Source organism: Clostridium sp. UBA1652 (assembly GCF_002320975.1).
Taxonomy (GTDB): Bacteria; Bacillota; Clostridia; order Clostridiales; family Clostridiaceae; genus Clostridium_T; species Clostridium_T intestinale.
Window position 1 is genome coordinate 20,555 of sequence record NZ_DCLI01000022.1, and the last position, 25,832, is coordinate 46,386.

The 25,832-nt window shown below is 30.6% G+C and carries 22 protein-coding genes and 1 riboswitch; of the genes, 18 read left to right on the plus strand and 4 right to left on the minus strand.

The window, feature by feature from the left end; all coding sequences use genetic code 11:
* The first annotated feature begins 106 nt into the window (after positions 1 to 106).
* The gene (locus B3N22_RS03650; RefSeq protein ID WP_286904941.1) at positions 107 to 2,857 is read left to right on the plus strand and encodes an SH3 domain-containing protein; all 2,751 of its coding nucleotides are present in this window, start codon (positions 107 to 109) and stop codon (positions 2,855 to 2,857) included.
* A gap of 79 nt (positions 2,858 to 2,936) precedes the next feature.
* Entirely contained in the window at positions 2,937 to 4,232 is a 1,296-nt protein-coding gene (locus B3N22_RS03655; RefSeq protein WP_286904942.1) for a M18 family aminopeptidase, read from the plus strand.
* Positions 4,233 to 4,268: 36 nt separating this feature from the next.
* Here B3N22_RS03655 and B3N22_RS03660 read toward each other — a convergent pair whose 3' ends face one another.
* Entirely contained in the window at positions 4,269 to 4,484 is a 216-nt protein-coding gene (locus B3N22_RS03660) for a hypothetical protein (RefSeq protein WP_286904943.1), read from the minus strand.
* A 139-nt stretch (positions 4,485 to 4,623) separates the two neighbouring features.
* Here B3N22_RS03660 and B3N22_RS03665 point away from each other — a divergent pair, with 139 nt between their 5' ends.
* The 3 genes from B3N22_RS03665 (at position 4,624) to B3N22_RS03675 (ending at position 6,852) form a co-directional block, all read left to right on the plus strand.
* Complete coding sequence (locus tag B3N22_RS03665; protein WP_286904945.1) at positions 4,624 to 4,998, plus strand: desulfoferrodoxin; 375 nt, start codon at positions 4,624 to 4,626, stop codon at positions 4,996 to 4,998.
* A 119-nt stretch (positions 4,999 to 5,117) separates the two neighbouring features.
* A complete protein-coding gene (locus tag B3N22_RS03670; RefSeq protein WP_286904946.1) occupies positions 5,118 to 5,939 on the plus strand; it encodes a Cof-type HAD-IIB family hydrolase in 822 nt (273 codons plus the stop codon).
* 145 nt (positions 5,940 to 6,084) lie between these two features.
* Complete coding sequence (locus B3N22_RS03675; RefSeq protein WP_286904947.1) at positions 6,085 to 6,852, plus strand: M50 family metallopeptidase; 768 nt, start codon at positions 6,085 to 6,087, stop codon at positions 6,850 to 6,852.
* Between the two features lie 64 nt (positions 6,853 to 6,916).
* Here B3N22_RS03675 and B3N22_RS03680 read toward each other — a convergent pair whose 3' ends face one another.
* The 3 genes from B3N22_RS03680 to B3N22_RS03690 form a co-directional block, all read right to left on the minus strand.
* Complete coding sequence (locus B3N22_RS03680) at positions 6,917 to 8,704, minus strand: ABC transporter ATP-binding protein (RefSeq protein WP_286904949.1); 1,788 nt, start codon at positions 8,702 to 8,704, stop codon at positions 6,917 to 6,919.
* Entirely contained in the window at positions 8,701 to 10,440 is a 1,740-nt protein-coding gene (locus tag B3N22_RS03685; RefSeq protein WP_286904950.1) for an ABC transporter ATP-binding protein, read from the minus strand. The genes B3N22_RS03680 and B3N22_RS03685 overlap by 4 nt, the downstream gene beginning before the upstream one ends.
* A 1,520-nt stretch (positions 10,441 to 11,960) precedes the next feature.
* Complete coding sequence (locus B3N22_RS03690) at positions 11,961 to 13,556, minus strand: peptide chain release factor 3 (protein WP_286904952.1); 1,596 nt, start codon at positions 13,554 to 13,556, stop codon at positions 11,961 to 11,963.
* Positions 13,557 to 13,800: 244 nt separating this feature from the next.
* Here B3N22_RS03690 and B3N22_RS03695 point away from each other — a divergent pair, with 244 nt between their 5' ends.
* The 13 genes from B3N22_RS03695 (at position 13,801) to yidA (ending at position 25,817) form a co-directional block, all read left to right on the plus strand.
* Positions 13,801 to 14,616 carry a Cof-type HAD-IIB family hydrolase gene (locus B3N22_RS03695; protein WP_286904953.1) on the plus strand — a complete coding sequence of 272 codons (816 nt, stop codon included), beginning with the start codon at positions 13,801 to 13,803 and terminating at the stop codon, positions 14,614 to 14,616.
* Positions 14,617 to 15,450: a Cof-type HAD-IIB family hydrolase gene (locus B3N22_RS03700; RefSeq protein WP_286904955.1), complete on the plus strand. Its 834-nt coding sequence runs from the start codon at positions 14,617 to 14,619 to the stop codon at positions 15,448 to 15,450.
* Positions 15,443 to 16,507, plus strand: coding sequence for a pyridoxal phosphate-dependent aminotransferase (locus B3N22_RS03705; RefSeq protein WP_286904957.1), 1,065 nt, complete (start codon positions 15,443 to 15,445; stop codon positions 16,505 to 16,507). The genes B3N22_RS03700 and B3N22_RS03705 overlap by 8 nt, the downstream gene beginning before the upstream one ends.
* Before the next feature lie 23 nt (positions 16,508 to 16,530).
* Positions 16,531 to 16,713, plus strand: a riboswitch (cobalamin riboswitch).
* 123 nt (positions 16,714 to 16,836) lie between these two features.
* Positions 16,837 to 17,883, plus strand: coding sequence for a nicotinate-nucleotide--dimethylbenzimidazole phosphoribosyltransferase (gene cobT / locus B3N22_RS03710; RefSeq protein ID WP_073020633.1), 1,047 nt, complete (start codon positions 16,837 to 16,839; stop codon positions 17,881 to 17,883).
* Entirely contained in the window at positions 17,880 to 18,440 is a 561-nt protein-coding gene (gene cobU, locus B3N22_RS03715) for a bifunctional adenosylcobinamide kinase/adenosylcobinamide-phosphate guanylyltransferase (RefSeq protein WP_073020635.1), read from the plus strand. Before cobT ends, cobU begins: the two co-directional genes overlap by 4 nt.
* A 1-nt stretch (position 18,441) precedes the next feature.
* On the plus strand, positions 18,442 to 19,182 hold the full coding sequence (gene cobS, locus B3N22_RS03720; RefSeq protein WP_286904961.1) for an adenosylcobinamide-GDP ribazoletransferase: 741 nt from the start codon (positions 18,442 to 18,444) through the stop codon (positions 19,180 to 19,182).
* A gap of 8 nt (positions 19,183 to 19,190) precedes the next feature.
* Positions 19,191 to 19,778, plus strand: coding sequence for an alpha-ribazole phosphatase (gene cobC / locus B3N22_RS03725; RefSeq protein ID WP_286904963.1), 588 nt, complete (start codon positions 19,191 to 19,193; stop codon positions 19,776 to 19,778).
* Positions 19,779 to 19,811: 33 nt separating this feature from the next.
* Positions 19,812 to 21,269 (plus strand): cobyric acid synthase, encoded by a 1,458-nt coding sequence (locus B3N22_RS03730; RefSeq protein ID WP_286905078.1) that lies wholly within the window; start codon positions 19,812 to 19,814, stop codon positions 21,267 to 21,269.
* Positions 21,260 to 22,201 carry an adenosylcobinamide-phosphate synthase CbiB gene (cbiB, locus tag B3N22_RS03735; protein WP_286904965.1) on the plus strand — a complete coding sequence of 314 codons (942 nt, stop codon included), beginning with the start codon at positions 21,260 to 21,262 and terminating at the stop codon, positions 22,199 to 22,201. The genes B3N22_RS03730 and cbiB overlap by 10 nt, the downstream gene beginning before the upstream one ends.
* A 48-nt stretch (positions 22,202 to 22,249) precedes the next feature.
* Positions 22,250 to 23,158: an ABC transporter substrate-binding protein gene (locus B3N22_RS03740; RefSeq protein WP_286904966.1), complete on the plus strand. Its 909-nt coding sequence runs from the start codon at positions 22,250 to 22,252 to the stop codon at positions 23,156 to 23,158.
* Between the two features lie 13 nt (positions 23,159 to 23,171).
* Positions 23,172 to 24,176: a FecCD family ABC transporter permease gene (locus B3N22_RS03745; RefSeq protein WP_286904968.1), complete on the plus strand. Its 1,005-nt coding sequence runs from the start codon at positions 23,172 to 23,174 to the stop codon at positions 24,174 to 24,176.
* On the plus strand, positions 24,173 to 24,940 hold the full coding sequence (locus B3N22_RS03750) for an ABC transporter ATP-binding protein (RefSeq protein WP_286904970.1): 768 nt from the start codon (positions 24,173 to 24,175) through the stop codon (positions 24,938 to 24,940). The genes B3N22_RS03745 and B3N22_RS03750 overlap by 4 nt, the downstream gene beginning before the upstream one ends.
* Before the next feature lie 67 nt (positions 24,941 to 25,007).
* The gene (gene yidA / locus B3N22_RS03755; protein ID WP_286904972.1) at positions 25,008 to 25,817 is read left to right on the plus strand and encodes a sugar-phosphatase; all 810 of its coding nucleotides are present in this window, start codon (positions 25,008 to 25,010) and stop codon (positions 25,815 to 25,817) included.
* The last annotated feature ends 15 nt before the right edge of the window (positions 25,818 to 25,832 follow it).

Sequence of the window (25,832 nt, forward strand, 5' to 3'; positions counted from 1 at the left end):
ATTATCAAATTAAATTTATTTATATAAAAATTACATAATTTTATGGTATAATTTTCGTAAGAGTTTTTAGGAATATTATAGAGAATAGGGAGAATAGTGAAGAACAATGAATAAGAAGAAAATATCAGCACTTATATTGTCGTCTACTATTATAGCTAATGTGGCACATTCAGTAGAAATTGCTCAAGCTGCAACAAATACAGATAATAGTACTCAAGGTCAGGGTACAAGTTCCACACCTACACTAAACGGAATTAAATTAAGTAAACAACTTATAGATATAAATTACTCAAAAGGAGTAACAACAGTTCCAAGGTATATTGTAATACATGATACAGATAATAGGAAATTTGGGGCAAATGCACAAGCTAATAGGGATTATTTTGCAAACCATCCAGATGCACAAGCTTCGGCACACTACACCGTGGATCAAAATAATATAATTCAGGTATTAGAAAATAATTGGAGAGGATGGCATGTAGGAGATAAAAGTAATCCTATAATAAATAACTCCAACACTATTGGAATAGAATTATGTGTAAATGTAGATAATGACTTTAATAAAACTTTAGAGAATGGGATTGCATTAACCAAGTATCTAATGGAGAAGTATGCCATACCAGCTCAAAATGTTGTTAGACATTATGATGTAACGGGAAAGATATGTCCTAAATATATGATATGGGACAAACCTCAATTGTGGGATTATCTAAAGTCAGCTATTGGAAATGAAAACGCATCAGCACCTACAGATGAAAAAGTTACTGCTACAGGAGAGGTTTATAATGTATCTACTTCAGTAAATCTAAGAAAATCACCATCAACTTCATCGGAAGTATTAACTTCTCTAAAACTAGGACAAAAGGTTGATATATTTAAAGAAGAAAATGGTTGGTATAAGGTTAGAGCTAAAGTAACTAGTAACAGCTACAACTATGATGTTATAGGTTATGTATATAAAGATTATATAAAAAGTAGTTCTTTTGAAGAAGAAAAGCCAAATAATAATACTCCTTCAACTGAAAATAAAAAAGGTAAAGTTATTAATATATCATCAACTCTTAATGTAAGAGGAGGAGCGTCAAATTCAGCAAGTGTAATAGGAAGTCTTAAAAATGGAGATGAAGTAGAGATTAAAAACTCTTTAAATGGATGGTATGAAATAAACTATAATGGAAAAAGCGGTTATGTAAGTAATAGCTATATACAAATAATTGATAACTCAACGACTCCAACTGAGCCAGAAAAAGAGCCAGAAGTTGAAAAAACTATAGTTGACCTTATTAAAGACAGACATAATATTATTGGAACTTCTGAAGTTACAAAGGAACAATTTAAGCAGTTCTTGAAGAATAAGAATATTAGTTATAAACTAAATTCTACTATTGAAGAATTTGTAGATATAGCTTATGAAGAAAGTGCTATAGAGGGAGTTAGAGCAGACATAGTAATCGCACAATCATTACATGAAACAGGATATTTCCAATATGGTGGAATAGTAAAACCAGAGGACAATAATTTCTCAGGGTTAGGTGCTACTGGAAATGGTGATGAAAGAAATACATTTAGCAGCGTAAGAATTGGGATAAGAGCCCAAATCCAACATCTAAAAGCTTATGCTACAAGTGACGTACTTAAGCAAGAAGTTGTTGATACTAGATACAAGTATGTAACTAAAGGTAGTGCCCAAACTTTAGAAGAACTTTCAGGTAAATGGGCTGTACCAGGTTATGATAAAACAAAATATTCATCTTTAGAAGCAGCTGTTAATGCAAATGCTACATATGGACAAGTTATATATAAATTAATACAAGATGCTAAAAAAGAGGTTGTAACAACTAAGCCAGATACACCTACAAACCCAACAACTCCAGAAACACCAGTAGTAAAGCAAACTGGAAAAGTAGTTAATGTATCTACTAATCTAAGAATTAGAAGTGGAGCAGGAACAAATTATGGAGTTGTTGGATACATATTAAATGGAGAGACGGTTACTATTGAAGAGAAAAATGGAACTTGGTTTAAGATTACTTCTTCAAAAGGAATACAGGGATACGTAATCGGGGAATATATTTCAATAGATGGAAATAGCGGCAATTCCAATACTGGTAACAATAGCGGAAATGGTGAACAGACACCAACACCAACTTCCTATAAAGCTAAAGTAAAGAATATAACTTCATACTTAAATGTAAGAAGTGGAGCAGGAACTAATAATGGTGTTATAGGTTCTTTACAAAATGGACAAGAGGTAGAGGTAACTGGAGCGTTAGGAGATTGGTTTAAAATAAAATTCTCACTAAATGGATCTACAAAAGAAGGTTTTGTAAGCAAGCAATACATAGAGAAGGTTACTGAAAACAATACAGGAAATACTCCAACTCCTCAACAACCATCAACTCCAAATAATAATTCCAATACAGGTAGTTCAAAAGGGAAGATAAAAGATGTAACATCATATTTGAATGTTAGAAGTGGAGCTGGAACCAATTATGGAGTTACAGGTTCATTGAAAAATGGACAAGAAGTAGAGATAACAGGTGAGTCTTCAGGTTGGTATAAAGTTAAATATGATGGAAGCAAAGAAGGTTTTGTTAGTTCACAGTATGTAGAAAAGACTACTTCAAATACATCAAATAATTCACAAACTGAAAAAACTGGGCAAGTAATAAATATAACATCAAATTTAAATGTACGACAAGGAGCAGGAAATAATACTTATGTTGTAGGATACTTACTAAACAATCAAAAGGTTCAAGTAATTTCAACTGAAGGAAACTGGTATAAAATTAAATACAGTACTTCAACTGGAACAAAAGAAGGTTATGTTAGCAAAGATTATATAAAAATATTATAAAAAATCTTTAAAGTATAGGTATTAATTATTAAGGGAATTTATAATTATAACAAAAGATATAAAAGAGAAGGTGACTAACATGGAAAAAGTTATTGCAAAAGAATTATTAGACTTCTTATATGATTCTCCTACAGCTTTCCATGCTGTAGAAAATATTTCAGAAATCTTAATGAAGCAAGGGTTTAAAGAATTAAAAGAAGAAGATAAGTGGAAGTTAAAAAAAGATGGAAAATACTTTGTAAAGAAAAATGACTCTGCATTAATAGCATTTATACTTGGAGAAGATGCACCACAAGAAAAAGGTTTTAAGATTATAGGAGCGCATACAGATTCACCCGGTTTTAGAATAAAACCAAGACCGGAAATGATAGCTGAAAATGTATATTTAAAGCTAAATACTGAAGTTTATGGTGGACCTATACTAGCTACTTGGTTTGATAGACCTCTAGCTCTTGCAGGAAGAGTAACATTAAAAAGTGACAATCCACTTTATCCTAAAATAGAATTTATAAATATAAATAAACCGATTTTAATAATACCTAGTCTTGCAATTCACATGAATAGAAATGTAAATCAAGGGGTAGAAATAAATAGACAAAAAGATGTACTACCACTTATGACTATGATAAATGATAGTTTAGAAAAAGATAATCTATTACTCCAAGTTATTAGTGAAGAGCTTAATGTATCTAAAGAAGAAATAATTGATTTTGACTTATTTCCATATGAATTTGAAAAAGGTAGTTTAATAGGATTAAAGGAAGAATTTATTAGTTCTGCTAGGCTAGATGACTTATCTATGGTTCATGCTGGATTAAAAGCATTAACAGAAGTTAAATCATTTAAAGGAACGAATGTACTTGCATGTTTTGATAACGAAGAGGTAGGAAGCTCAACAAAACAGGGAGCTGACTCAGAATTATTAGCAAGCGTATTAGAGAGAATAGTAATAGCTCTTAAAGGAGATAGAGAAGATTACTTAAGAAGTTTAGCTAAAAGCTTTATAATATCTGCTGACTTAGCTCATGCAGTTCATCCTAACTATGGAGAAAAACATGATCCACAGTTAAGACCAGTCATAAATGGAGGACCAGTTATAAAAGTAGCTGCGTCTCAAAGTTATACTACTGATGCTGAATCTTCAGCAGTATATGAAATGATATGCAAAAAAGCAGGAGTTCCATATCAAAAATTTGCAAACCGCTCTGATTCCAGAGGTGGCTCAACCATAGGTCCTATAAATTCTACACATCTAAATATAAGGTCAGTAGATATGGGAAATCCTGTATTAGGCATGCACTCTATAAGAGAGCTTGGTGGTGTTAAAGATCACTACTATTGCATAAAATCATTTGAGGAATTTTATAAACTTTAATAAAAATGGAGGAATATTTTTAATTCCTCCATTTTTTTAATCTTCTTTATATAAACTTTGGTCTGTATAATCGAATTCCATCCAAGATATGTTGTTCGAAACAATTGGATCCTTAGTAGGATCAGGTAAAATTGTATATTCTCCATTAGGAGAATAGCTTTTTAAATCATGCTCATCTGGCTCATAAAAATCTCTGTCATTTGGTAGGTATATTTTATTTTTATTAGTTATTATGGATTTATCTTTTTTCATTTTAGAACCTCCCTTCTAAATATATTTTTAGCTAAAAATATAAAATTACTATTGTAAATCATAGGGAATTGAACTATAATACATATAGGTAATAATTACTATTAAATAATAATTTTCATATGCATAAGGAGGAGTTTTTATGATAACAAAAAATGAAGTGTACAAGTGCCCAATATGTGGTAATATTGTGGAAGTTTTAAATGCAGGAGGTGGAACATTAGTATGTTGCGGCTCACCTATGAAGCTTTTAGTTGAAAATACTCAAGAAGCGGCAGTAGAAAAACACATTCCAGTAGTAACTAAAATAGACGGAGGAGTACATGTAGTAGTAGGTTCAGTAGAACATCCAATGACAGATGCCCATCTTATTCAATGGATTGAAGTAGTAACTCCAACTAAGGTACTTAGAAAGAATTTAACACCACAGGACAAGCCAGAAGCTACATTTGAAGTAGACGAAGAAATATTAGCAGTTAGAGAATATTGCAATCTTCACGGATTATGGAAAGCTTAATATAGTATTAGTATAGAGATAAGGATGCATCCTTATCTCTTTTTAAATTAGTAAATAATATATTTTTAGTGTATAATAAAAAAGCGATAAAAGTAATCAAAAGTTCAGGGAGTGAGGGAATGAAATATAAACTTATATGTATAGACATGGATGGGACATTATTAAATGACAACCATGAGGTTAGCGAAGAGAATAAGATAGCATTAAAAAATGCTATAGATAAGGGAATCAAGATAGCTATAACTACTGGAAGATCTTTTATAGCAGCAAGCCAATATGCAGAGGTACTAGGAATAAAGGCTTCTATAATAGCATCTAATGGAACATATATAAGGGAAAAGGATGAAGATAAAGTAATATATAAACATCCCTTTAACAGAGAACAATTCAATAAGGTTTGTGATGTAATAGAAAAATATGATATAAAGAAATACTTTAACACTTATAACACCATGATTACAAATGCAGAGCCTCCAGAAAATCATGGGTATGTGATATCTAATAAGATAGCTCCAGATAACTTACAAGTAAAGTTTGGAATACATAAAGACTTTAGAGAAGCTTATGATATATATAAGGATGAAATTTTAAAAGCTATCGTAATCACCGAAAACACAGAGCTTCTAGCTAAAATAAAGGAAGAACTACAAGCAGTAGGTGGATTAGAAGTAGTTAGCTCAGGATGGCAGAATGTAGAGATAATGGCTGAGGGAACTTCAAAAGGAAAAGGAGTAAAAGCTTTTGGAGAAATTCTTGGAATAGATAAAGAAGAGATAATGTGCATAGGAGATAATGAAAATGACATCTCTATGTTAACTTATGCAGGTTTAGGTGTAGCAATGGGAAATGCTACAGAAGAGGTAAAGGAACTAGCTGGCTATGTAACTGATACAAATAATAATTCAGGAGTAGCTAAGGCTATAAACAAATTTGCACTTTAATATTAAAGACTACAAAGGCTATATTATAAAAGCTTTTGTAGTCTTTTTACATTATAATCATAAAATCTCAAAATAAAGTATAAATATATTTATGAAGTATAGTAGATATAAAACATTAATGAGTATTAGATTATAAGGAGATAAAGTGAATGAATTAATTTTATTAATTATACTATATATGTCCATAGTAATGCATGAATTAGGGCATCTACTAGCATTTGTTATATTTAAAGTGAAAGTGAGAAGTTATGATATAGGAGTTGGAAAAACAATATTACATTTCTTTATAAGAGAAGCAGAGTTTAATTTTAAACTGATTCCAGTTGGAGGTTCAGTAATACCTTTTGAGGAAGAATATGAGGATTTAGAATTATATAAGAAGATAATAATTTCCTTAAGTGGTGTATTTGTAAACTTAATAATAAGCATTTTAGGTTTAGTTGTTTTTGCGAAGGGTGACTTAAATATAGTAACATCAATAATAGGGGACTCTATTTTACTTGTTAGAAATTATCTAAGTTATGATAATCTATCATTTTATAATACAAGCTTTACTCTACTATTAACTGAAGAAATGGACAGCGTAAAATCAGTAATATTAAACGAAGTGATAATAATTAATTTTGTGCTATTTATTATAAACCTGATACCTATACCACCTTTAGATGGAAGCAAGGTAATAACAGAACCATTGACACTATTTTTTTCAACAATTGGAATTAAGAAAAAAGCTATATACATGATTATAAATGTACTTTCGTTTTTTGGGGTAATTGTTATGTTTATTCCTAAGATCTCTAATATAATAATTATATTTATTAGGGATCATTTAAAAACTACGGTATTTTTGCAGGTGTTAATAGTTACACTTATTTTTGTTTTAATATATGAAATTAAAACCTACAAAGAGTAATTAAGAGCTGTAAGCTAATAGATAAATTCTAACTTACAGCTCTTTTATTTATGAACAATTGACCTTAGGCACCTTCATTCATTAACTTATATTGTGAAGTATATAGGTTATAATAAGATCCTTTTAATGATATTAATTCATCATGGGTTCCACTTTCAACTATTCTTCCATCATCGATTACCATGATTTTATCACAATCTCTTATAGTAGATAATCTATGAGCAATTACGAAAGAAGTTCTTCCGGCTAATAATTTTTCAATACCTTGTTGTACAAGTTTTTCTGTATAGGTATCAATATTTGAAGTGGCTTCATCTAAGATTAATATCCTAGGGTTAGCAAGTAGTGCTCTAGCGAAAGAAATCAATTGCCTTTGCCCTACAGAAAGTTTTGAACCTCTTTCACTGACTCCTGTATCATATCCATTCTCAAGCTTAATAATAAAATCATGAGCATTAACTGCTTTAGCAGCAGCTATTACTTCCTCATCTGTAGCATCTAATTTACCATAACGGATATTTTCCTTAATGGTAGAAGAGAAGAGGAAGGTATCTTGAAGCATTATTCCCATCTGAGAACGTAAGGATTCTAAATCCATTTTCTTAATATCTTTACCATCTACTAGAACACTTCCTTCTGTAGCGTCATAAAATCTACTTATTAAATTAACAATAGTAGTTTTACCAGCTCCAGTAGGACCAACTAAGGCTATATTTTGTCCCTTATTAGCCTTAAAGCTAACATTATTTAAAACTTTAGTTTTGTTATCATAGCTAAAGGAAACATTTTTAAACTCAACATTTCCTTTAATCTCTGGGAATTTTTCAGCCTTCTCAATAGAATAGATATCTGGATTTATGCTCATTATTTCAAATATTCTTTGAGCTGCTGAGAAGTTAGTAATAAGTGTGTTATAGAAGTTACTTATATTAATTATAGGTCTCCAAAACATTCCTATATACATAGTAAAAGCTATTAAGGTTCCCATTGTTATCTCATTGGAGTCCAACAGTTTTATTCCATTTAAAAAGACTATTATAGTTCCAATTCCCCAAGATAGTTCAACTAAAGGCCAAAAGAAATCATTATATCTAACAGCTTCCATAAATTTATTAAGCATGTCATCTAAAAGGCCAGAGAAATTCTTTTTAGTTAAAGGTTCATTACCGAAACCTTGGACAATTTTTACCCCTGAAAAGTTCTCATGAGTATATGCATTTAAATTAGAACGCTTACTTCTATAAGCAACCCATCTTTTCCTTGAAGCTATTTCTATAGAAAACATAAGAACAGCTAGTATAGGAAGTAGAGTAATAGAAGCTAGGGCCAATTTAACATTCATGAAAAACATTATAATAGTTACACAAATTAAGCTTAATAATTCAGGAATTAAACTAGTTACACTGTTTGTAAATAAGTCTCCAAGGGCATTAACATCCCCTATAACTCTAGCTAATATTTTACCTACTGGTCTTGAGTCAAAAAACTGAAAACCTAATTTCTGAATATGCGAGTATAAGTCATTTCTTATACTTACTAAAGCGTTATTAGTAACAGAAGACATCATTAGTATTCTTATTCTTGAGGCTATCATAGAGCCTATATTTAAAGCTATAAATAATATAGCCATTATAATTAATCCATTAAAATCACTGTTTGCAACATATTTATCTATAGATATTTTAAGAAAATAAGGATTTAATAAACCTATAATCATTATAAATACCAATAAACTAATTACAATAAAAATCTTTAAAGCATAGGGTTTAAGGTAAGAAAATAAATTCTTAAGCACCTTAGATCTAGAAAGGGTTAAGACCATTTCATCTTCTTTTATACTATTTATACTCATGCAATCACCTCCTGAGTAATAGTCTCAAAATCTTTAAATTGTTCTTTATATACTTCGTAATATTTTCCTTTTAATTTTAGAAGCTCTTCATGAGTTCCTTTTTCTATAACTCGACCGTTATCTAAGAACAAGATAATATCAGCATTTTTAACAGCGGAAATTCTGTGTGCAATAATAAAAACAGTGGAACTATTATTTAAAGTATTAAGATTTTTTAATAGTTGAAATTCTGTTTCCATATCTAGTGCTGAAGTTGCGTCATCTAGAATTAATATTGGTGCTTTTCTAACTAAAGCTCTTGCTATAGAGATTCTTTGTTTTTGTCCACCAGACAAACCAAGACCTCTTTCACCTATAATAGTTGCGTAACCATCTGAAAGTTCAGAAATAAATTCACTAGCACAGGCAAGGGTAGAAGCCTGTAATAGCTCTTCATCATTAGCATTTCTATTACCAAAACGTATATTTTCTTCAATAGTATCAGAGAATAAAAATACATCTTGAGGCACTATAGATATAGCATTTCTTAAAATATCAAGTTTAATATTCCTAACATCAATACCATCAATAAGAACCTTACCTTCTGATACATCGTAATATCTTCCCAAAAGATTTATTATAGATGTCTTTCCAGAACCTGTTGTACCCATAAGGGCAACTGTACTGCCAGCAGGAATATCTAAATCAATATTTTTTAATATCTCTTCTTTTCTATACTTAAAAGAAACATTTTTAAATTTAATATTTCCCCTTAGCGAAGCAGGGAATAGTGGGTTGTCTGAATCTTTGATAGCTGGATCTATATCCATTATCTTAAAGATTTTATTAGCAGATGCGTTGTTTTGGGCAATCATATTTGTAAGCCATCCAAGCATTCTCATAGGCCAAATTAAGTTCCAAATATATCCACTGAAAGCCACCAAAGTTCCTAAAGATATTTCCTTTGTTATAACTAGCATTCCACCTAAAGCAACCATGATTACTAAAGATATATTAGTAAGTAGTTCTATTGGAGGGAAGAAATCTGCAATTATCTTTGCCTGTTCCATGTTAAGTTTATAATTCTGCTTGTTCATCTTAAGGAATTTTAATATTTCATGTTTTTCTCTTCCAAAAGCTTTAACCAATCTAACACCAGCTATATTTTCTTGAGCTGTTGTATTAATGATAGCTCCCTGATCACTTATTTGTTCAAAAGAATCAAGCATTTTCTTTTCAAGTTTCATAGCTATAAGGGCTATTGGTAGCATTATAACTAGACAAGCAAGTGCAAGTTTCCAGTTTAAGTAAAAAAGAATTACTGTACTGAAAATAAAATATAGGGCATTTTCAAAAAATAATCTAAGTCCAAAGCTGATGGTTCTCCAGATATTCTCTACGTCTTCTCCAATTCTAGACATAAGCTCACCAGTATTCATTGTGTCAAAATATTTAAAGGGAAGCCTTTGAATATGATTAAACAAATCCTCCTTCAAATCCTTTGTAACTTTCACTGATAAATAATCAAACAAATACTCTTTTATATAACCAAAAAGGGCCTTTATAATATTGATTATTAATATTCCACCTATTAAATAGGGAATTAAATTTCTTTCCCCATTAGCTATAACCTTGTCTATAAAAAGCTTTTGAAAGTAGGGCTCAAACATACAAGCAATTATAACTAAAAGCATTGATATACTAGGTACAAGTAAAATTAATTTATACCTAAACACATAATTCATAACTCGTTTCATTAACTAAAACCTCCTCTTAAAATAAAAAAATTGTCAAGGCGACTTTGGAGCCGTCAATTTTTTTTGCGCATCTGCCATTTAGAGATTTTCTAGAAAATCTCATTAAATCTTTCACGCATCTGCCTTTCTGAACGCATGTGAAGAAAAAATAGCCACCTACAAGTATTCAATTAATCTAGTCCTTGTAGGCGCTCAATTCTCTTTATTATTTTTTAGGGTACATAGATTGCAATAGAGTTTTTAATGAATCTAAGAAAAATATCTATAACAATAATGTACATAATTACCTAAAAAATAATAAAAGCCGTGGAAACTCCACGGCTAAAATAGAGGGCAAAAAGCCCATAAAAAAACCATGGAGCGATAGTCCACGGTTAAAAATACCCTTTTACTTGATGGTTACACTAAAAGAGACAGGACTATCGATAAAATTATTTAATTCTATTAAGTTACTAAAGTTTCTAAATCTAATAATTGTTAACATGTTTCCTACCTCCTTATAATAATTAAAATTAATTCTTTCTTAGGATAACATTCCTGTAAAACATTGTCAACCTCTAAAAATTAAAAAATTAACTTTTTATAAATGTTATTAAAAATCAAATATTTATATGTGATAGAAGATTTTTTCAGAGTTGATCTAATCCTTTAAGCCTCTATAGGGCAGCAGTTAATAGGAAAAGCGGCATAATGGAAATTAGAAATTCAATAATATAATCCTTTTTAAAAATTTAATAATATATTTTGATAAAAAGCTTGCTAATAAATTACGGAAAAGCCAAAATCACTATTGAAGAATTGAAGAATTGAAGAATTGAAGAATTGAAGAATTGAAGAATTGCACTACTATTCGGTAGAAGCGCTCCTTAGCTTCAATCTAATCCTCTTTTATATTGGTAAAGGAATCTAATGGAGCTTGGGGAGAAGTCTCTACAGGTCAGAAGTTAAAAGGAATCTAATGAGACTGGTGAAGAAGTCTCTACAGAGAAGTAGTGCAGCTTCAATATAATCCTTTTTTATATTGGTAAAAAGGAATCTAACGAGACTAGGGAAGAAGTCTCTACAGAATAGATGTGCATAGAAACAGCAAAACAGTGGAACATTGGAGCAGCGGTATGATGGAAATTAGAAATTCAAGAATATATCATTTTTTAAAATTAAAAGTATTTTAGAAAAAACTGAATAATGAGCTGGCAGAAAAGGTAGACTACCCTATGTCGTAATGTCGTAATGTCGTAATGTCGTAATGTCGTAATGTCGTAATGTCGTAATATCGTAATATAAGAATGTCGTCTGAACTATTATTTGATAGGTGTGTTTTTCAGGGCTTGTCTATTATTTTTAAGATAAGAGGTTAGAGAAGGACTTTAAAGAGGCTTAAGACGAAGCCTCAACAGGGTAAAAGTTAAAATTAGGCTCTTGAGAAGATATGAAAAAGTTTGATGATAAGCTATGGAAAAGGTAGAGTAACCCATTTAATAATTGAAAAAAAGATGGACTAAGCCATCTTTTAAATTAAATTAATCGTCATTTTTACCTACATCAGATAATACTATACCTTTGTTATGATCTAAAGCCCAAGATATACCCCAATCATTTTGGAATATAAGTAGGTTTCTATCTTTAAAGTCTTTAACTTTTTTAGTATCTGAGGTTAGGTTAAGGCTATCCATATCTATGTTTGTATTTTCAATCCATCTAACATAGCGATAAGCTAGTCTATCCATTTTTATATCAACATTATATTCACTTTTTAATCTATACTCTAAAACTTCAAACTGAAGTACACCTACAACTCCAACTATGATTTCTTCCATACCAACATGGATTTCTTTAAATACTTGAATAGCTCCTTCTTGAGCTATTTGAGAAACACCTTTTATAAATTGCTTTCTCTTCATAGTGTCTATAGGTCTTACTCTAGCAAAATGTTCTGGAGCGAAGGTTGGAATTCCTTCAAATTTAAATTTGTTTTTACCTGAACATAAAGTATCCCCAATAGAGAATATGCCAGGATCAAATACACCTATAATATCTCCAGCATATGCCTCCTCAATTATTTCCCTATCTTGTGCTAAGAATTGTTGAGGTTGAGATAATTTCATTTTTTTGCCGCCTTGAATATGATTAACATCAAGACCTTTGTCAAATTTTCCAGAACAAATTCTCATAAAGGCAATTCTATCTCTATGAGCCTTATTCATATTAGCCTGTATCTTAAATACGAAAGCAGAAAAATCTTCGCTGAAAGGATCTATTTCTCCATTGCTTGAGTTTCTTGGTAGTGGAGAAGATGTTAATTTTAAAAAGTGTTGTAAAAATAATTCTACCCCAAAGTTTGTAAGAGCTGATCCAAAGAATACAGGAGTAAGATCCCCATCTTTTACTTTTTCTATATCAAAATCATCACCAGCTATATCTAATAATTCTATATCTTCTTTAAGTTTGTCATGAAGTCCATCACCTAAGAAGCTTCTAAAGTTTGGATCATCAATTGATCCCTCCATCATTTCTACTTCTGTTTGCCCATGATTTCCAGAATTAAAGATCGCTATAGCTTCTTTATCTCTTTCATAAACTCCTTTAAAATCTTTACCTGAACCTATAGGCCAGTTCATTGGATAAGATTTTATTCCAAGCTCTCTTTCGATGTCTTCTAATAGTTGGAAAGGATCTTGAGCTTCTCTATCCATTTTGTTTATAAAAGTAAATATAGGAATACCTCTTAATGCACAAACATGGAATAGTTTTTTTGTCTGATCCTCAACTCCCTTAGCAGCATCTATAACCATAACAGCTGAATCGGCAGCCATTAGTGTTCTATATGTATCTTCAGAGAAGTCCTGATGCCCAGGCGTATCTAATATGTTTATACAGTATCCATCGTAATTAAATTGCATAACAGAGGAGGTAACAGATATTCCTCTTTGCTTTTCTATTTCCATCCAGTCTGATACTGCGTGTTTTGATGCTTTTCTTGCCTTAACAGAACCAGCAAGTCTTATTGCTCCACCATATAAAAGTAATTTCTCAGTTAATGTGGTTTTACCAGCATCAGGGTGGGAAATGATAGCGAAGGTTCTTCTTTTTTGAATTTCTCTAATTAATTCTGTCACTTTGCTTCCTCCTTATTTTAATTTAAAAGATTTTTTGTATCTATAATAAAATCATTATATTTCTGTAACAAAACAAACTACATTATATCAATAGAGAGAGGAAATTTCAACTTATATGTCTTAGCATCTTACAAAATAATTAGAAAAATGTATAATATTTATAGGTATACTTTTGGAATATAGATGAATATGAGGTATATATGTATAAAATGGTTTGAATTTTAAAAGGGAAGGAGAGTTATAAATGTACAAATTAGTTGCAATTGATATAGACGGAACTTTATTAAAAAATGATAAAACAATATCTGAGAGAAATAAAGAATGTATAAATAAGGCTATGAAAATGGGTATAAAGGTAGTTATAACTACAGGAAGGCCGATACTTGGAATAATGACTTATCTTAAAGAGTTGAATTTAATAGGAGAAGATGAGTATGCTATAGCAGATAATGGAGCAACTGTATATAATACTAAGGACTTTTCCTTGATTCATGAAAAAGCTTTAACAGGTAAGGATATAAAATATATTTATCCATTTATGAAAAAGGATAATACCGAGATAGAACTTCATGTCCCAGAAGGTGGATTGGTTGAAAAGGATGCTGGAACTGTGTTCCCTAAAAAAAGAATGCCCTATATGGAATTAAAAACAATAGATATCCTGAAGGATGTTAAGGACGAAGATAAGATATTAAAGTTTTTAGTATTTGGTGAGTCTCATGTAATAGAAGGTATGTACTCTAGCATACCAGAGGAACTTATAGAGAAGTATACAGTTGTTAGGGCTTTAAATCATATGTTTGAGTTTATGTACAAGGGTTCCACAAAGGCATCTGGAATAGAGGTTTTAGGGAAGCATTTGGGAATAAAGAGAGAAGAAATTATCTCAATTGGGGATGAACTTAATGATTTAGATATGATAGAGTATGCAGGACTTGGGGTAGCTATGGGAAATGCTCGAGAAGAGATCAAAAATAAGGCTGATTTCATAACTAAAAGTAATGAAGAAGATGGGGTAGCTTATGTTTTTGAGAAATTTTGTTTTGGAAGTGAGATTTAAATGTATAAGTTAGTAGCTGTAGATATTGATGGTACCTTACTAAATGACAATAAGGAGTTAACTAAAGAAACAAAAAGAGCTATAAATGTAGCTGCAAAACTGGGAGTCAAAGTAGTAATCACCACGGGGAGAATAATACAATCAGTAAAAGAACTGATTGAGGAATTAGGCTTAGAGGGTGAAGAAGAGTATGTAATTGCTAATAACGGCTGTACAATATACAACACAAAAGACTATTCTTTAGTTTATGAGAAGAGTCTTAAAGATAAAAATCTTAAAGAGGTCTATAAAAAGTATAAAAGAAAAGAGACTGTCATAGAGGTGCATACTTTAAATGGAATATTAACAGAAGATATAAGTGAACATGAGCACCAAATTAATAGATATCCTGATATGGAAATACTTCAAAAAGATTTTCAAAATGATAAAATAGAGGATCAAAAACTAGTAAAGATTTTAGTTAAAGGTGATGAAAAATATATAGAAGAACTAACCAAAGTAGTTCCCAGGGAATTGCATGAAAAGTATGCAGTTGTAAGAAGCTTGGATCATTTATTAGAATTTATGTACAAGGGTTCTAGTAAAGCTAAAGGGTTAGAAGTTTTAGGAGAGATTTTAGGAATAAAAAGAGAAGAAATAATAGCAATAGGCGATGGCATTAATGATTTAGAGATGATTGAATATGCAGGACTGGGAGTTGCTATGGGAAATGCGAAAGAAGAGGTTAAAAAAGTAGCTAATTTTATAACAAAGAGTAATGAAGAAAATGGAGTTGCTTATACTATAGAGAAATTTATACTTAAAGATAGGGAAAGGAATGGTAGGGTTGGCTAATAAGCATGGTGGTGATATATACACAGATGGTGTTTTAAAAGGAAGACAAATATTAGATTTTAGCTCTAATATAAATCCATTAGGAGTACCAGGAAAATTTAGAGGAGCTTTAGATGAAATTTATAAAGACGTAGTTAGATATCCAGATTACAAATATAGAAAGCTTAAGGAAAGTATTATTACTTATGTAAAAACATATTATGAGACTAATTTGGATATGGATGAAATAATTTTAGGTAATGGTGCTTCGGAGGTTTTGGATTTATTTATATCTTCAGTTAAAAGTTTAGGGATTATAGTTCCATCTTTTGTGGAGTATGAGGAATTTGCTTTGAAACATGATAACAGAATTACTTTTGTGCCTTTAAGTGAGGATTTTAAATATAACTATTCTTCAATAAGAAAAAGTCTAGAGGACTTAGAAGGAATAATAATAGGAAATCCTAATAATCCCACTGGAAATTTAATAGATAGAAAAGAATTTATGGGATTACTGGAATATTGTGAAGAGAATAATAAAAAAGTAATTGTAGATGAAGCTTTTATAGAGTTTTGTGATAAAGAGGACTCCTTGGTTAACTTAGTTGGAAAGTACTCTTGCTTATTTATTGTAAGAGCATTTACTAAGTTTTTTGGAATGCCAGGAGCTAGGCTTGGATATGGAATTTCTAGCAATAAGGAACTATTAAAGAAGTTTTCAAATTCTCAACTTCCATGGAATATAAATACCTTAGCTGAATTAGCATTGGAAAAGTCCTATGAGGATAGGGAATACATAAATAAAAGTAAAGAGTGGATAAAAGAGGAGCTTCCTTACATGCTAACTAAGCTTAAAGATATTAGTGTAATTAGCAGAGTAATACCAACAAGCTGTAATTTTGTTTTATGTGAGTTAAAGGGTATTGATGAAAATAAATTATATGAGATTATGCTAGAAAAGGGAGTACTGATTAGAAAATGCTCTAATTTCAAAGGCCTTAATGATAGTTTTGTAAGATTTGCAATAAAGTCAAGAGAACTAAATAATATACTTTTGGATTTGTTGCGAGAATTATAGTTAATATGATATTATAAAAGAAAATTTAATAGTTATTCTATGGTGCCTTTTCAAAAGGTTAAAAGGGAAATGGGTTAAAAGCCCATGCAGCCCCCGTTACTGTATTGAGGATGAAACCTATATGAACCACTGAAGTGAGAGCTTCGGGAAGGATAGGGAGTAGGAAGAATCAAAGCCAGAAGACCTGCCATAGAAAGTAAGGTTTATTTTTCGGGAGGGAAAAGATGCCACGGGATATTGATTTTTAGTAGTTAAGTATTTAACTATTTATTTTCATACATTAAACCAGTGGGATTCTCACTGGTATTTTTTATTTTGGGGGAATAATCATGGGATTAAATTTAGAGGCAATGAAAGAGGCAAAATTAAGATTAGATAGGCTTATAAAACCTGTAGGAAGTCTTGGAACTTTAGAGGAAATAGCTATAAAGTTTGCGGGTATAACAGGACGGGTTAATAATAAGATAGACAAAAAGGGAATTGTTATATTTTCAAGTGATAATGGGGTATGTGAAGAAGGTGTGGCATCTGCTCCTCAGACTGTAACAGCTATGCAGACTATAAATTTCTTAAGAGGAATAACGGGTATAGGTGTTTTAGCCAGGGTGAACAATTGTGATTTAAAGGTTATAGATATAGGAATAAAAGAGGACATAAACTATCCTGGGCTTATAATCAAAAAAATAAGAAAAGGGACTTCTAACATGACCAAGGGAGAAGCTATGACTAGAGAAGAGGCTGAAAGAGCTATAAATGTAGGAATAGATATGGTGAGAAAATGTAAGGAAGAAGGTTATGATATTATAGGCACTGGAGAGATGGGGATAGGGAATACAACATCTTCATCCTCTGTATTAATAGCTCTTACTGGATGTTCAATAGATGAAGCAGTAGGCCGGGGAGCTGGTCTTCATGATGATGAATTTTCACATAAAAAGAAAGTTATAAATAGAATACTGGAGGTTAATAATCCTAAAGGTGAAGATCCACTAGATATACTTCATAAGGTTGGAGGATTTGATATAGCGGGAATGGTAGGACTGTATTTAGGTGCTAAAAAATATAAGATGCCTATTGTAATAGATGGATTTATATCAGCTGTAGCAGCTCTTTTAGCTTATAGAATTGATAGTGGGGTTAGGGACTATATGTTTCCTTCACATATATCTAGTGAGCTAGGATATAACCTAACTATGAAGGAATTAGGATTAAATCCAATATTGAATCTTTCAATGAGATTGGGAGAAGGGTCCGGATGCCCATTTGCTATGCATATTATAGAAAGTTCTCTAGCTATAATAAATGAAATGGGAACCTTTGAGGAAGGTAATGTGGATATAAAAAACTATGAACATTATTGGAGGGAAGAAGCATGATATTAGTTACTGGAGGAGCTAGAAGTGGTAAATCATCATTTGGTGAATCCATATTAAAAGATGCGGATAGGGTTTTATATATAGCTACATCTATTCCAAAAGATGAAGAAATGGTTGAAAGAGTTAAAAATCATAGAGAAAGTAGAAATCAGAACTGGGATACCCTAGAAAGTTATAAAAATTTAGGGGAACAGCTTAAAGCGGGATATACAGGGATAATAGTTGACTGTATAACTATAATGGTTACTAATTTGCTTTTTCATGGAATGGAGTCTTTTGAAGAAGAGGATTTTAAGAATATGAACTTTAGAAAAAAGGAAGAGGAAATCATAAAAGAAATAAGCTTAATGGTAAAAAGCTTTAAAGAGTATGCACTTAAAAACTCTACTAAAATAGTTTTAATTACTAATGAAGTTGGAGCAGGATTAGTTCCAGAGTATAAGCTTGGAAGGGAGTTTAGAGATATTGCTGGAAGAGTGAATCAATATTTAGCTAAAGAAGCTAAAGAAGTTTATTTTGTTGTAAGTGGTATTCCTATGAAGATAAAAGGTGAGTAGTATGAAAAACTTTATTTTGATACTTCAATTCATGACTAGAATTCCTATAAATATAAACCTTAAGGTTGAGAGAGAAAACTTTCAAAAAGGGGTAGCTTATTTCCCTTTAGTAGGCTTAATAGTAGGAGGATTAGAAGCTTTAGTTTATTATATGTCAGCTAAGATATTTTCACTAAATATAGCTAGTTTTTTTACTCTAGTTACTCATATAGTTGTTACTGGAGCTATACATATAGATGGTTTTGGAGATACAATAGATGGAATATTTTCAGGACGAAGTAAGGAAAGAATTCTTGAGATTATGAAAGACTCTAGAGTAGGAACCTTTGGTGCAGTAGGAATTATACTATTGATACTAGGGAGGTTTATAGCCATTAAAGAGATGCCTTTTGATACTGCAATAATAGCTATAGTTTTAGCACCTATTATAGGGAGAACCTTTGTAACTTTTCTTATGTATAAAAGAAGATACGCTAGAGAAAAGGAAGGTTTAGGAGATTTATTTATAGGAGTTTTAGAGGAAAAAATCTTTTTAATTGCTCTTGTTATAGGATGTTTATTAACTTTAGTAATAGCTAGGGAACATGGGATTATTTTATTGATAGTAGGTTTTGTTTCAGCTATATTGTTTAGAAACTATGTAGAGAAAAAAATAGATGGAGTTACGGGAGATGTTTTAGGAGCATCTATTGAACTTAATGAATTATTAGTTTTATTGTTAGTCACAAGTAGTTTGTTTTAGGAGATAATATGAAAATAGTTTTAGTTAGGCATGGTGAAACAGAGGGGAATTCCAAAGGACTTTATGAAGGAAAAAAAGAAGTAAGTATAAATGATAATGGAAGAAACCAAAGTAAGAAGTTAGGGAATCTACTTAAGGATTATAAGTTTTCTAAAGTTTATTGTTCTCCTAAAAAAAGATGTAAGGAAACCTTAGATATTATAATAGAAGCCTTAGATTTTAAACCTGAATCTATTGAATATAAAGAGGAACTAAAAGAGATAGATTTTGGACTATGGGAGGGCTTAAGCTATAAGGAGATAGAGAAAGTATTTCCTAGGCAATGGGAAGAGTTTATTAAAGATTACAAAGAATTTTCTTTTCCAGATGGGGAAAGGTTTATAGATTTTTATAAAAGAGCCACTAAAATTTTAGATTTTTTAGATGATGGCAGTTATTTAATTTTAACTCATGGTGGTGTAATAAGAGCTGTTTTAAGTAAGTTGTTGGGAGCTGGAATAGAGGGATTTTATTCTATAAAACCTAAACAAGGAGCTTATAGCGAAATAAATTATTATAAAGATTTTGTAGAGATAGAATATATCAATAAAGATTAAAAGGAAGCAGGGATTAGTTTGAATAAGAGTATAATGCTACAAGGAACGGCTTCTACTGTTGGAAAAAGTATATTGTGTACTGCTTTATGTAGAATTTTTGCGGAAGATGGATACGATGTCTATCCTTTTAAAGCTCAAAATATGTCTTTAAACTCTGGTGTAACACCTGAAGGAGATGAAATAGGAAGAGCACAAATAATGCAGGCTGAAGGAGCTTATAAAATTCCTAACGCTAAGATGAATCCAATTTTATTAAAACCAACATCAGATAGAAAATCCCAAGTTGTTTTACTTGGAAAGCCTTGGGATAACTTAGATGCAGTAGATTATTTTGAAAGGAAAAAAGTTCTAAAAAAAGAAATAATAAAGGTATATGAGGAAATATCAAAGGAACATGAGCTTGTTGTAATTGAAGGTGCTGGAAGTCCAGCAGAGATAAATCTATCTGATGAGTTTGTAAATATGGGAATGGCTAAAATAGCTAATAGTCCAGTACTACTAGTTGGAGATATAGATAAGGGTGGAGTTTTTGCTTCAATTTATGGAACAGTAATGCTTTTGCCTGAGGACGAGAGAAAACTTATAAAAGGAATAATAATTAATAAGTTTAGAGGAAGTATAGAACTTTTAGAACCCGGATTAAAACAAATTGAAGAATTAACAGGTATTCCTGTAGTAGGAGTTATACCTTATTTTAAATTAGACTTAGAGGATGAAGATAGTGTAACAGATTTTAATAAGTTTAAGAAATCAGGGGATTTGAAAGTAGGAGTAATTAAATTACCATATATGTCTAATTTTACTGATTTTAATTCTCTTGCATTAAGCCCTAATGTTGAATTATCTTTTGTAAGTTTACAAGAAGATTTAGATAGATATAATCTTATAGTAATTCCAGGAAGTAAAAGTACTATAGCTGATTTAAAGGCGTTAAAAGATAGTGGTATGGACAAAAAAATAATTGAACAAAGAGAAAAAGGAAAGTTTATATTTGGCATATGTGGAGGGTATCAAATTCTTGGCAGAGAGATTTATGATCTTATTGGATATGAAACTTCATTAGAAAAAGAAGAGGGATTAGCTCTTTTAAATGTAAAAACAGAATTTTATAAGGATAAAAATACGGTTATATCTAAAGGCGGTGAAAGTATTTTTGACTCAGAAGTGGAAGGTTATGAAATACATATGGGAAAAAGCCAAACCACAGAAAAATCTTTTATTAAATTAAGTAATGGTGAAGTAGATGGAGCACTATCAAAAGATTCAAAAGTTATAGGTACTTATTTTCATGGAATATTTGATAACGAAGAATTTACCTTAAGATATCTAAATAAAGTAAGACTTTCTTTTAATATAGCTGAAGAGAAGGATAGCTTCAATTATAGAAAATATAAAAATGAACAGTATGATAAGTTAGCTTCTATTGTTAGGGAGAGTCTTGATATGAAAAAAATATATAGTATTTTAGATGAGGGAACAAAATGTCAGTAGTATTAGCTTTTTTATTAGATTGTTTATTAGGAGATCCTTATAAATTTCCTCATCCTGTAAAGTTTATGGGAAAGTATATTCGGAGATTTGAGAAATTAGTAAGAAAGAAAACTCCTACTGAAAATAAACTGAGATATTTTTATGGACCACTCCTTACCCTTAGTACGATAGCTATATTTTTTATGTTGACTTTCATATTTCTAAAGTTATTAAAAGAATTAAATTATGTGGCTTACTTAATAGTAAATGTGATTATACTTTGGACCACTATTGCACCAAGATGTTTAAGTGAGGAAGGCTATAAGGTTTATTTGCCTTTAAGCAGAGGAGATATAGAAGGAGCAAGAGAGAGAGTAAGTTATCTGGTTTCAAGAGATACTAAGGAACTTAGTGAAAAGCAAATCTGTAAGGCAGCTATAGAAACTGTACTAGAGAATATTTCAGACGGTGTAATTGCTTCTTTATTTTATGCATTTATAGGAGGAGCCCCTTTAGCTATGGCATACAAGGCTGTAAATACTCTAGACTCTATGGTAGGTTATAGAAATGAAAAATATGAGGACTTTGGTTTTTTCTCTGCAAAAGTTGATGATGTATTTAATTTCATTCCAGCTAGAATAACTGGAATCTTAATAATAATGGCTTCATTTATTCTTAGATATGACTATAAATCTTCATTTAAGATTTTCTTTAGAGACAGAAAAAATCATAAAAGCCCAAATTCAGCTCATCCAGAGTCGGCAGGGGCAGGGGCATTGAATATAAGACTAGGAGGTCCTACAAGTTATTTTGGCAAAATTTTAGAGAAACCATATATAGGAGAAGAAGTTGATGAACTTAAAGGTGTGCATATAATAAAATCTATTAAACTACTTTATGTATCAACTGTTATTTTCATCGGAATTTACGCTTTAGTTTTTATAAATATTTAAAAGAGGGTAGTTGAGAAAGAGATTATAAAATAATTGGAGGAAAAACAAATGAAGATTAATAAAAAAATATTAGCAGTAATAATAAGTATTATGACTATAATTTTATTGGTAGGATGTACTAAAACTCAAGAAATAAAGAAAGATGAAGCTATTAAAATAGTTGATTCTTATAATAGAGAAATTTCCTTAGATAAGGTACCGGAAAGAGTGGTTTCATTATCACCTGGTGCTACAGAAACTATTTATGCATTAAGGTCAGAGAATTATTTAGTTGGTAGGTCAGATTATTGTGATTATCCAGAGGAAGCAATACAAATAGAATCTGTTGGACAGATAACTGAACCTAATATAGAGAAAATAGCAGAACTTAATCCAGACTTAGTTATAGCGAGTGCACATTTTAGTAAGGAATTAGTGGATAAGATAGAAGCTTTGGGAATAAAGGTAGCAGTACTTTATGGAGAAGATTCTTTTGATGGTGCTTATAAAAACATTCAAGATATGGCAGTAGTGCTTGGAAAACAAGAAGAAGGCACTAAAATTGTAGATGACATGAAAAAGAAGGTTGAAGAAGTTGAGAACAAGGTTAAGGATTTAAAGAAACCATCTGTTTATTATGTAGTAGGTTTTGGAAAGACCGATTTTACAGCTGGAGGGAATACTTTTATAGGTCAAATAATTGATAGAGCCGGTGGAGAGAATATAGCTAAAGATATAGATGGATGGAATTATTCTAAAGAGGTTTTAATGGATAAAAATCCAGATATTGTAGTTTTATCAGATAAATATGATTCTAAGTCAGGTTTTACAACTGGAGAAGGTTATAAGGATTTAAAGGCAGTAAAAGAAGGCAAGGTATATGAGATAGATGACAATATGTTATCAAGACAAGGGCCAAGACAGGCGGATGGCTTAGAAGCTTTAGCAAAGATTATTCATCCAGAAGCTTTTAAGTAGAAAGGTATTAGTTTTGAAAAAGAAAAGATTATTTATAAGTTTAGTAATTTTCACATTTATAATAGGGCTGGGATCTTTGACGGTAGGTTCTGCAAGTATTTCTTCCCTTGATGCTATTAAGATTATAATTAATTATTTTACTAAGGTTTCTGAAGGCAGTATGAGCGAAAAAATCATTATGAATATAAGAGCTCCTAGAGTTCTTATGGCACTATTTACAGGAGCCGGGCTTGCTATTAGTGGCGTAACATTTCAAGGATTGTTTAAAAATCCTATGGGTGATCCATTTGTTTTAGGCGTTTCATCTGGAGCAGCACTAGGAGCAACTATAGGTTTAATATTTAATTTAGAAAAAAATAATTACATATTAATAACCTTACTAGCTTTTGGAGGAGCTATACTTACTTTAATGTTAGTTTACAATATAGCTAGGGTAGGAAATAAGATACCCATAGAAATACTATTGTTATCTGGTATAGCCATAAGTTTTTTATGTAATTCATTAATATCATTAATTATGATTCTAAAAAAAGAGGCTATGGATAAAATAATATATTGGACATTAGGAAGTTTAAATACTTCAAGTTATAAACAAGTCTTATTAATAGTACCAATAGTAGTGTTAGGAAGTCTTTTTATATATAGGAGATATAAGGATTTAAATATACTGTCCATGGGAGAAGAAGATGCCTATAGTTTAGGTGTAGAAGTTGAGAAAGTTAAAAAAGAATTAATTATAATATCTTCACTTATTGTAGCGACTTTAGTTTCTGTAACAGGGATAATAGGATTTGTAGGACTTATAATTCCACATATAGCTAGAATGATTGTTGGAAGTAATCATAGGGAACTAATACCATTTTCATTTATATTAGGAGCATTATTTTTAGTTGTTTGTGATACAATTTCAAGAGTTATAATTGCTCCAGGTGAACTACCAGTAGGAGCAGTTACCGCTTTGCTTGGTGCACCTTATTTTATCTATCTGCTTTGGAAAAAGAAAAGAGGATCATTATGAGTTTCTTAGAGATAAAAAATTTGAACTATAAAGTTAGAGAAAAAAAGATATTAAAAAACATAAATGTAGACTTTAACTTTGGAAAATTTTATTCTATTATTGGTCCAAATGGAAGTGGAAAAACTACATTTATTAAGCATTTAGTCAAAGTAATAGGTCTTAAAAATAACATATATTTAGATGGGAAAAGTTTAAATGAATATAGAGCAAAGGATTTTGCAAGAAAGATAAGCTATGTTCCTCAGATAATTTCTTATGAAATTGACTTTAGTTGCTTTGATGTTGTTATGATGGGAAGAAATTATGCACAAAATAGTTTGTTTAAATTGAATAATAAAGATATTGAAAAAGTTGAAGAAGCTATGAAAGTTACCGATACATATTTTTTGAAAGATGTAAGCATTAAAGATATAAGTGGGGGAGAAAGAGGTAGAGTGATTCTAGCAAGGGCCTTATGTCAAGAGGCAGAATGCATAATATTAGATGAACCTCTAGCACATTTGGATATAAATCATCAGATTAATATGATGAGAATGCTTAAAGAAATAAATAAGAGACTTAATAAAACTATAATAATGGTTAATCATGATATAAATTTAGCTATAAGGTATTCAGACAAAATTATAGTATTTAATAAAGGGGAAATTGAAAAAGAATGTAATCCAAATGAGATACTTGATAAGGAGCTTCTTAATAATGTTTATAAATTAAACCTTAAGGATGAAAACATTAACTTGGAACAATTTTTTATTAATTTTTATTAAAAGGTTGGTAAAGATACAGTTATAGTTTAAAATAACTTTAGATGAAAAATTAGGGGGAGTAAGTTATATGTATAAATTGGTAGCCATAGATATGGATGGTACTCTTTTAAGAGAAGATAAATCTGTATCTGATAGAACAAGAGAAGCTATAAAAGCTGCAAAAGCTAAAGGGGTGAAAATAGTTTTAGCATCAGGTAGACCTATAGAAGGAATAAACAGATATCTTGAAGAGTTAGATTTAATATCAAAAGAGGATTATGTTTTAAGTTATAATGGATCACTAGTATTAAATACTGAAACTAAAGAAGTAATAAGCAGTGATATATTATCAGGAAAAGATATACATGATCTATATAAAATTAGTAAAGAACTAGGAGTAAATATTCATGCTTTTTCTAGAACTCATGGTTTAATTACACCTAAGACTAGTACCTATACTGAGGTGGAGGCTGAGATTAACGGCATTAGGATTAATGAGATGGATTTTAACTTAGTAGACAAAAATGATGAAATAGTTAAAATAATGTTCATTGATGAACCTGAAATATTATCAAAGGCAGTGGATAATATTCCTAAGGATTTATATGATAAATATACAATAGTGAGAAGCACTCCATTTTTCTTAGAATTTTTAAATATTAATAGTAATAAAGGAACTGGTATGGAAGCCTTAGCTAATTACTTGAACATTAAAAAAGAAGAGATTATTTGCATAGGAGATGCAGATAATGATAGGCATATGGTAGAATATGCAGGGTTAGGAGTAGCTATGAAAAACGCTATTGAGGATATTAAAAATATTTCTCAATATATAACTTCATCAAATAATGATGATGGAGTAGCAGAAGTTATAGAAAAGTTTATACTGAATGTTTAAAAAAGGCCTTTTGCA